Below are 8653 nucleotides of genomic sequence, written 5' to 3'. Positions count from 1 at the left end.
TGTTCAAAATAGAGTTTCTAGGGCCACCAGCTTGTTGCCTCAAGAAGTTGTTAAAGCAGGAGTTCAAACCACAAAAAGACAATCGAGTAACTTAGTGATTTTTGCTATTTATAGTGATAGCTCCACTTTTGACCAGACTTTCTTACAGAACTATGCCAATATTAACCTTATTCCCAAGATAAAAAGGGTTGCCGGAGTGGGAGATGCATCGCCTTTCGGTTTGATGGACTACTCCATGAGAATTTGGCTTAAGCCAACTATTATGGCAAGTTATGGTTTAGTGCCGTCTGATATTAATGCGGCTTTGGCAGAGCAAAACCTAGAAGCGGCTCCTGGTCAATTGGGTGAAGAAGGCGATCAGAGTTTTCAATATACTTTGAAGTATAAAGGGAGGTTAAAAAATGAAGAGGAGTTTAGTAATATTATTATTAGAACAGGTGATGATGGACAGCTACTAAGATTAAAAGATGTGGCCAGAATAGAATTGGGAGCATTAAGTTATACCAGTTCTGTGAGAATGAATGGTAAATACGCCTTGGGTGTGGCCGTTAGTCAAACTGCTGGTTCTAATGCTCAGGAAGTAATAGAAGGAGCTTTGGGTGAATTGGAGAAGGCATCGAAGTCTTTCCCTAAAGGAATGAGTTATATCACCATTCTTAATGCCAATGACTTCTTAGAGGCTTCTATTGAAAATGTTTTTCATACGCTTTTAGAGGCTTTTGTATTGGTGTTTTTAGTTGTTTTTATTTTCCTTCAAGATTTTAGGTCAACGCTTATTCCGGCTATTAGTGTGCCAGTGGCAATTATTGGTACATTCTTCTTTTTAAATCTGTTTGGTTTTAGTATCAATCTTCTAACCCTTTTTGCCTTAGTATTGGCCATTGGTATTGTGGTAGATGATGCCATTGTGGTGGTGGAAGCGGTCCACGCCAAACTGGATAGTGGTTACACGTCTGCCCGAAAAGCCAGTATAGACGCGATGGACGAAATATCTGGAGCCATTATTTCCATTACTTTGGTAATGGCGGCGGTATTTATTCCGGTTAGTTTTATTCAAGGTTCATCGGGTGTGTTTTATAAGCAGTTTGGTTTAACGCTCGCCATTGCCATTTTACTTTCAGCTATAAACGCATTGACTTTAAGTCCTGCCTTATGTGCCATTTTGCTTAAACCGCATGATAAAAACAAAAAAACGACTTTTTTAACGCGTTTTAGTTTAGCCTTCAATACCTCATTTAATAGAATGACTTCTCGCTATAAAAGCATGATCTCCTTTATGGCTAAAGCCAAATGGATTGCGGGAGCTATTATCGCTGTTTTTGTCGCCATTTTAGTATGGGGAATGGAAACCACACCTAAAGGTTTTGTACCTAACGAAGATTTAGGAACCATATTCTCAGATGTTTCTTTGCCAGTAGGGGCCTCAAAAGAAAGAACAGAGGAAGTTTTGGCGGAGATTGATAGTATTGTGCATACTATTCCCGAGGTAGACTTTACACTGAAAATAGGCGGGCGTTCTATCATTAGTGGTACGGGTAGCTCTTATGGGATGGTTATTTCTAGACTAAAACTTTGGGATGACCGAGATAGAACGGTGCAAGAAGTTATCACTGAACTTTTCCAGAAAACATCGAGCATTAAAAATGCAAAGATCTTGTTTTTTGCTCCCCCAACCATTCAAGGTTTCGGAACTACATCAGGTTTTGAATTTCAGCTCCAAGACTTGTCAGGGGGAAATTTGATAGATTTTAATACGGTTAGTGAGCAGTTTTTAGAGGGCTTAAATGCAAGGCCTGAGATTCTGTTTGCCAGAACGTCATTTAATCCAAACTTCCCACAGTATCAAATAGATTTGAACGTAGCTAAAATTAAGCAATCTAAACTCTCCGTGTCTGATGTGCTTAGTGTGCTCCAAGGGTATTATGGCGGGGTTTATGCCTCCAATTTTAATAAATTCGGAAAACAATACCGTGTGCTTTATCAGGCAGAAGCCATGGACAGGGCAGACCTTAAAAGTTTGAATGCTATTTATGTAAGAAACTCGGCAGGGGAAATGTCGCCTGTATCTGAGTTTATCACACTTGAGAAAGTTTACGGACCACAGGCTATTTCCAGATTCAACCTCTTTACGTCTATTGGTATTACAGGTACACCAAATCCAGGCTTTAGTTCTGGAGATGCTTTAGTGGCTATTCAGGAGGAGGCTGCTAAATCTTTGCCAGATGGTTATAGTTTTGAATTTTCGGGTCTTTCTAAAGAAGAAAGTTCAGGAGGAAACCAAACTATATATATATTCCTTCTGTGTATCGTATTTGTTTATTTCTTGCTTTGCGGGCAGTATGAGAGTTATATATTACCGTTGGCGGTGTTGTTTTCTTTGCCAATCGGTCTTGCGGGTGTTTTTATATTTGACAAAATATTTAGCATTGACAATAATATTTATACGCAGATTACGGTCATTATGCTTATTGGTCTATTGGCCAAAAACGCTATTCTGATCGTGGAATATGCGGCAGAAAGAAGAAGAAAAGGCTTTAGTATTGTAGATGCGGCTGTCAGTGCTGCCGAAGCTAGACTGAGACCTATCTTAATGACTTCCTTCGCTTTTATATTTGGCCTATTGCCATTGATGCTTTCAAGTGGAGTAGGTGCTGCAGGTAATAACTCTATTGGTACGGGAGCGGTAGGTGGAATGCTTATCGGAACCATTTTTGGAGTTTTGGTTATCCCAATATTGTTTATCGTTTTCCAAACCTTACAAGAGAAGGTGTCTTCAAAACCACATCCGGAAAACTAAAAAATCATTAAAAATGAAATTGAAATTAAGTATATCGATATTGACATTTGGCGTATTTCTGTTAAGTGCTTGTGTAAAACCAAGTATTTATCAGCAGCCTCATGTAAATACAGAAGACCTTTATAGAGGCGTTGCAACTACAGATACCACCAGCATGGCTGTCTTAAAGTGGGAGCAGCTTTTTGTTGACCCCATCTTACAAGATTTGATAGTTACTGGTTTAGCAGAAAACCTGAATTTGAAAATTGCGGTAGAAAGAATCGCTGCCGTTCAGGCTACTTTTAGAGAAAGTGAATTGGCGTTTTTTCCAAGCGTAAGTGCGGGTTTAAATAGAACTGAAAATAAGCTTTCTTCTCGGGCGGTTAACTTTCCTGCAGGGTCAATCAGATTGGCAACACATACCAACACCCTTCAATTAAACACAAGTTGGGAAGCAGATATTTGGGGTAAGCTAAAGAGTGCTAAGAAAGCTGCTTATGCTAATTTGATGAAAGAAGATGCCACTAAACGAGCGATTCAAACAGAATTGATTGCAAATATCGCCAATGCATATTATGGTTTATTGGCTTTAGATAAGCAGCTAACGGTGACCGAGCGAACCGTGCAAAACAGAACGGAGAGTGTGGAATCTATGAAAGCTTTAAAGGAATCTAGTTATGTGACGGAAGCAGAGGTTATGCAGGCGGAAGCCAACCTTTATTCGGCAGAGGTTTTAATTCCAAATATCAAAAAAGGGATAAGAGAAACAGAAAATACACTAAGTTTTTTATTGGGTATGCCTTCTGGGTCAATAAACAGGTCAAGTTTAGACATTCAGGAAGCTTATAAGGAGCTTGAAACTGGAGTGCCGGCTGAGCTGCTACAGAACAGACCAGATGTACAGCAGGCAGAATATGCTTTAATGGCGTCTTTTGAAAATATAAATGTGGCTAAAACTTATTTTTACCCTTCTTTAACCATTACTGCCAGCGGTGGTTTCAATAGTTTTGAGTTGAAAGATTTTTTCAGTAAATCAATCTTTTACAGCATCGTGGGTGGTTTGACGCAACCTATTATTAGTAAAGGAAGAAACGAAGCCAGATTGGCTATTGCGGAAGCAGACCAAAATGTGGCCATGTATGGTTTCCAGCAATCGCTTCTTGGAGCAGGACAAGAGGTTTCTAATGCTTTATTTGCCTACCAGACCGCGGTGGAAAGAGAACAAATAAGAAGTAAAGAGATAGTGTCTTTAACCAAGGCTGTAGAATATACCAAAGAGCTGTTAGTTTATAGTTCTAATACCAACTATACAGATGTACTAAATTCTGAGCAGGCACTGATAGCTTCTCAGTTAAACGGCGTCAACGATAAATTGGAACAGCTGCAGTCCATAGTGAATCTTTACAGAGCATTAGGTGGAGGTTGGGAATAACTTATACAGGATATGGATTATTGACCCTGTAATTCTACAGTTTTCTTTAAAGACAACGCTACGGTTTAGGTTTAAATATCTGTTTATTAGTATTTTATGTTTTTTGTGGTTTTTGAGGAATCTGCTTTTAAATATTGCTTGTGACAGGTTTATTTTAAAAACAAAACACAAACAAAATGGATAGCTTTAAAAATAAGGTCAGAGGAAACTGGAACGTAGTTAAAGGTAAGTTGAAACAACAGTACGGCGAACTGACAGACGACGACTTAACTTACGAAGAAGGAAAAGAAGATGAACTTTTAGGTAGACTAGAAGTGAAACTTGGAAAAACGAAAGACGAGATAAATGAGGAAGTTGCCAAATGGTAATCCCTTCTAGTCTTGAAGTAAAAAAAGCGGCTTAGGCCGCTTTTTTTGTTTAGATAATTTCTATGATAATGTCTCCTTGTTCCTTCAAATATCCGATAGACTCCGTAAACTTCTCTAGTCCATTGGCTTTTAGAACTTTTTGAAAATCGGCTACAGATTCTTTATTAACGGCCACCAAGAGTCCACCGCTGGTTTGTGGGTCTGCCAAGATGGCTTTTTGTAGTGGGCTAATAGGTCCTATTTTGGAGCCATAACTATCCCAATTTCTATTGGTACCGCCAGGTACTGCACCTTCGTTAATATAGTCTATGATTTCTGGAGTTATGAGCGGCACTTTGTCAAATGTCACCACAGCACTTAATCCGCTACCCTCTGCCATTTCTGTGAGATGCCCTAGAAGACCGAAACCAGTGACATCGGTAATGGCGGAAACGGAATCCATTTGGCCTAAAACTTCGCCTATTTTATTCAGCTGCATCATTTGATTGGCCGCCAAACTCTTATGCTCTGGTTTCAGAATTGCTTTTTTCTCTGCTGTAGTTAATATACCAACACCAATAGGTTTGGTTAAAAAAAGCAAATCACCAGCCTGTGCTTTGTTGTTCTGTTTGATATTTTTAACCTCTACAATGCCATTTACTGCCAGTCCGAAAATAGGCTCTGGAGAATCTATACTATGACCACCTCCAAGAGAAATACCTGCTTCTTTACAGATACTTCTGCTGCCGTCTATCACTCTTTGAGCCACTTCTGGTGAAAGCTTATTGATGGGCCAGCCCAAAATAGCAATGGCCAAAACCGGTTTGCCACCCATGGCATAAACGTCGGATATGGCGTTGGCAGAAGCTATTCGGCCGAAATTATAGGGGTCATCCACTATCGGCATGAAAAAATCTGTGGTGGAGATAAGGGCAGTGCCGTTACCTAAATCTAGAACGGCTGCATCGTCTCGGCTATGGTTTCCTACTAATAGTTTATCATTATCTGGCATGGAGATATTGCCCTTTAAAATAACATCTAGCACTGCAGGAGATATTTTACAGCCGCATCCGGCACCATGAGAGTATTGTGTGAGTTTTATTTCTTCTTCCATATTTCTTGGATCAGTAGGTTTTGATTCGTTTTAATGTTGATATTTTCGGCTTCAATTTCAATAATAGATTTCTTGTTTTTGGAGCCCTTTAAATACCATCTGTCATAATACTTCAGGAGTATTCTAAAGCATTCTTTTATGTTATTATTATCGAGATATTCAATGGCATTTTTTGTTTCTAACCCGCCTAGTCTTTTTTGAATCCTGAGAATAGCTTCTTTAAGCTCATCTTTAGGAAGTTGACCATATTCTGGGGTTAGATAATTGAGCCTTTCTTCAAAAGGAACCTTTAAGAAATAGACGGTACTCCCTTTCATTTGGTTCCAGAGTGGCAGTGGTAAATGAATGTTTCCTATCCGCTGACTTTCGTCTTCAATAAAAATCATTTCAGCACCAGTTAATTTAGAAAGTACCATTCCAAGTTTGTTTTCGAACATTTCTTGGCTAGGTTGTGGCGTTTGTCCTATACCCCCTAGTGAAGAACCTCTATGGTTTGCTAAGCCTTCTAGGTCTACCACGCCATGATCATCTTCTTTTAAATGATGAAGTAAGAGGGTTTTGGCACTACCCGTGTAGCCACCTATAATTTTGAAAGGATAAGTTTTTTCGAAATGGTTAATAATCCAATTTCTATAGGCTTTATAACCTCCTTCTAAACTGTAAACCTTAAATCCATATAAGTCTAGGAGCCACGCCACAGCTCCGCTTCGCATGCCTCCACGCCAGCAATGCAAAAGGACTTCTTTTTGGTCAAGTGCTTCTACATCCTCTACCATGGTTCGCATTTGTGGTCCAAAATAATCGAGACCAATTTTTATGGCTTTTTCTCTACTTTCTTGCTTATAGGCTGTGCCCACTATTTTCCGCTGTTCGTCCGAAAAAAGCGGCAAACTAAGTGCTCCGGGAATATGAGCGTGAGTATATTCCGAAGGGCTTCTCACATCCAAAATAGGGCGTGTTTTGGCCTTTTCTAAAAACGTTTCAATATCTATTTTTTGAACTGCCATGCCATCATAGTCAAAATTATTTCGGGTCTACTAGGATTGACAAAGCTACTAAATTCAAGTGCCATTGAACCTTTTAACTGAAATTTATGATTCTATATCTAGAAATAAAAACGTATGATGGCATTGACAAATTCGGCTCTGGGCTGGCTGAGAATTATTGGATTTATGGAAGGGTGTTCCTATCTTCTTTTTGGCATCACTATGCCTTTGAAATATGTTTATCATTTGCCCAAACCCAATTACTTTATCGGTATGGCTCATGGTTTATTATTCATGCTTTATGTGGCGTTGGTGCTGTGGGTAGCTTATACTAAAAAATGGAATCTTAAAATTACTTTTTGGGCTTTATTGGCTTCTTTGATACCTTTTGGTACTTTTTATGCAGACAAAAAGATTTTTAGTAGGGAAAGCTAAGTCCTAAAAAAAGGAGGTCCTGACTTCAGTGTGAAGCCAAGACCGTTATAGGTAGAGAAAATAAATACTTGTTTGATTAGTTAGGCAGGTTTTTTATCATTTTGCCCATAGGCAATTCCGTCGCTTCTTTCATTACGAAATTGCTCTTTCTTTGTATTGTGGTTTTGTTTTTTACTCTTGCACTTGCCACAGTGGTGTTTTCGCCCAATACATTTAGAACCTGGCTAAAAAGGGTTTCGTTGAAATCACCAAAAGGTAAGTATGGTATGACCTCGTCTTTTGCTAAATATGTGGGTGCAATGCCATCTACGGTACCGTAGTCAGATTGTCCTAATGCGTTGGCAGTTTCGCCCAACATAACATAAATTCCATAATTGCTGTTGTTTACGTCATCATTCACTAAAGTGCCAAAAAGGTTTTTTCCATAAGTGTTTTCTCCTACAGTAATGACCTCCATGTAAGGTTTTAATCCGTTAATTACGAGTTCACTAGCAGAGGCGGTGCTGTTTGAGGTTAAAACGAAAACTCTAGAAATCTGATTGCCAATATTGTTGGCTTCACTCAGGAAATTGTGGTCAAAATAGCTTGTGCCATATCTTGCACTCAAATAGTTTTCGTAGGAAGCATTCCATTTTTCCTTATAAAATACATTTGTACTATTTGTGTTTTTCCCAATCAAAGAGGATAACACTTCAGCGGAGCTAATGTATCCTCCTCCATTAAACCTTAAATCTAGTACCAACTCGCTGACTTGGTTGGTTTTAAAGTTTGCAAAAATAGACCTCAATTCATTGTCATAGGCATCAGAAGTACCAGGTATAAACTGTGTGTAAACTAAGTATCCTAGTTTCTTGCCTGATACGGGTAGTTCAATGATTTTTGAGAGTGCCACGGGGTTTTCTTCTGTTACAATACGGGTTACACTTATAGATTTGGTTGTTGTCCACGTACTATTTTCAAGCTTACCCAGTCCAAAACTATGGGTGTCGCTAGAATTGAATAAGGAAGAGAAATTTGCTTCTGTGATGGCTTGATTGTCAATGGATATAATAACATCACCTCTCAGCATGCCAGCACTTTCTGCAGCACTACCCTTAGAAATTTGACTCAGAAAAAGTCCTAGGGAGGTTTGTGTATTATCTAAATAGGCCAGAGAATATCTTATCCCAAAAATTTTGCTAACTCCATTGAAATCATTTTGAAGGGCTTCATAATCGTCTGTAAGTGAAGAAAACCTATCATTTACCGCTCTATTATATATTAAAGTCTCAAAGAAATCAAAGGGTGAACTGGTTAGATCCAGTTTAGACAAAACAGGTAATTCTGCTGTCCAATAGTAGGCATCTTGCATCACTGAATAAATCCAGTTATTGGTTAGATTATTAACGTTCGTAGTACCAGTGTTTGTGACGTCTGTTACGCTCACAACTGTACTTGGAGTTACTAATTCATTGTCCTTACAAGACCATGCACTAAATAGTAAACTTACTAATAGCGTGGTTATAATAAACTTTCTCATTGGTTATTTAATAGTTAATTGAGTCGAAGTTTAGGCCATAGCGA

Annotated in this window: 7 protein-coding genes; 4 read left to right on the top strand and 3 right to left on the bottom strand. The window is 38.8% G+C overall.

The window, feature by feature from the left end:
• The 3 genes from ACTBZY_RS15045 to ACTBZY_RS15035 all read left to right on the top strand — a co-directional run.
• A partial coding sequence (locus ACTBZY_RS15045) for an efflux RND transporter permease subunit (RefSeq protein WP_463047166.1) occupies positions 1 to 2797 on the top strand: 2797 nt, incomplete at its 5' end.
• 13 nt (positions 2798 to 2810) lie between these two features.
• Positions 2811 to 4208: an efflux transporter outer membrane subunit gene (locus tag ACTBZY_RS15040; protein ID WP_463047165.1), complete on the top strand. Its 1398-nt coding sequence runs from the start codon at positions 2811 to 2813 to the stop codon at positions 4206 to 4208.
• A gap of 176 nt (positions 4209 to 4384) precedes the next feature.
• Positions 4385 to 4576 carry a CsbD family protein gene (locus ACTBZY_RS15035; protein WP_463047164.1) on the top strand — a complete coding sequence of 64 codons (192 nt, stop codon included), beginning with the start codon at positions 4385 to 4387 and terminating at the stop codon, positions 4574 to 4576.
• 49 nt (positions 4577 to 4625) lie between these two features.
• Here the strand turns inward: ACTBZY_RS15035 and selD are convergent, their stop codons facing one another.
• Both selD and mnmH read right to left on the bottom strand, forming a co-directional pair.
• Positions 4626 to 5669, bottom strand: a complete 1044-nt coding sequence (gene selD / locus ACTBZY_RS15030) for a selenide, water dikinase SelD (RefSeq protein ID WP_463047163.1) — start codon at positions 5667 to 5669, stop codon at positions 4626 to 4628.
• Positions 5654 to 6676 (bottom strand): tRNA 2-selenouridine(34) synthase MnmH, encoded by a 1023-nt coding sequence (gene mnmH / locus ACTBZY_RS15025; protein ID WP_463047162.1) that lies wholly within the window; start codon positions 6674 to 6676, stop codon positions 5654 to 5656. Before mnmH ends, selD begins: the two co-directional genes overlap by 16 nt.
• 114 nt (positions 6677 to 6790) lie before the next feature.
• On the opposite strand from mnmH, the gene ACTBZY_RS15020 reads away from it, so the two are divergent.
• On the top strand, positions 6791 to 7090 hold the full coding sequence (locus tag ACTBZY_RS15020) for a DUF3817 domain-containing protein (RefSeq protein ID WP_463047161.1): 300 nt from the start codon (positions 6791 to 6793) through the stop codon (positions 7088 to 7090).
• A 76-nt stretch (positions 7091 to 7166) separates the two neighbouring features.
• Here ACTBZY_RS15020 and ACTBZY_RS15015 read toward each other — a convergent pair whose 3' ends face one another.
• Positions 7167 to 8609, bottom strand: coding sequence for a S41 family peptidase (locus tag ACTBZY_RS15015; protein WP_463047160.1), 1443 nt, complete (start codon positions 8607 to 8609; stop codon positions 7167 to 7169).
• Between the last annotated feature and the right edge of the window lie 44 nt (positions 8610 to 8653).

It is taken from the genome of Arcticibacterium sp., assembly GCF_055134445.1.
The sequence above is the reverse complement of the archived record's forward strand: the minus strand, read 5'-3'. Positions and strand labels throughout refer to the sequence as shown.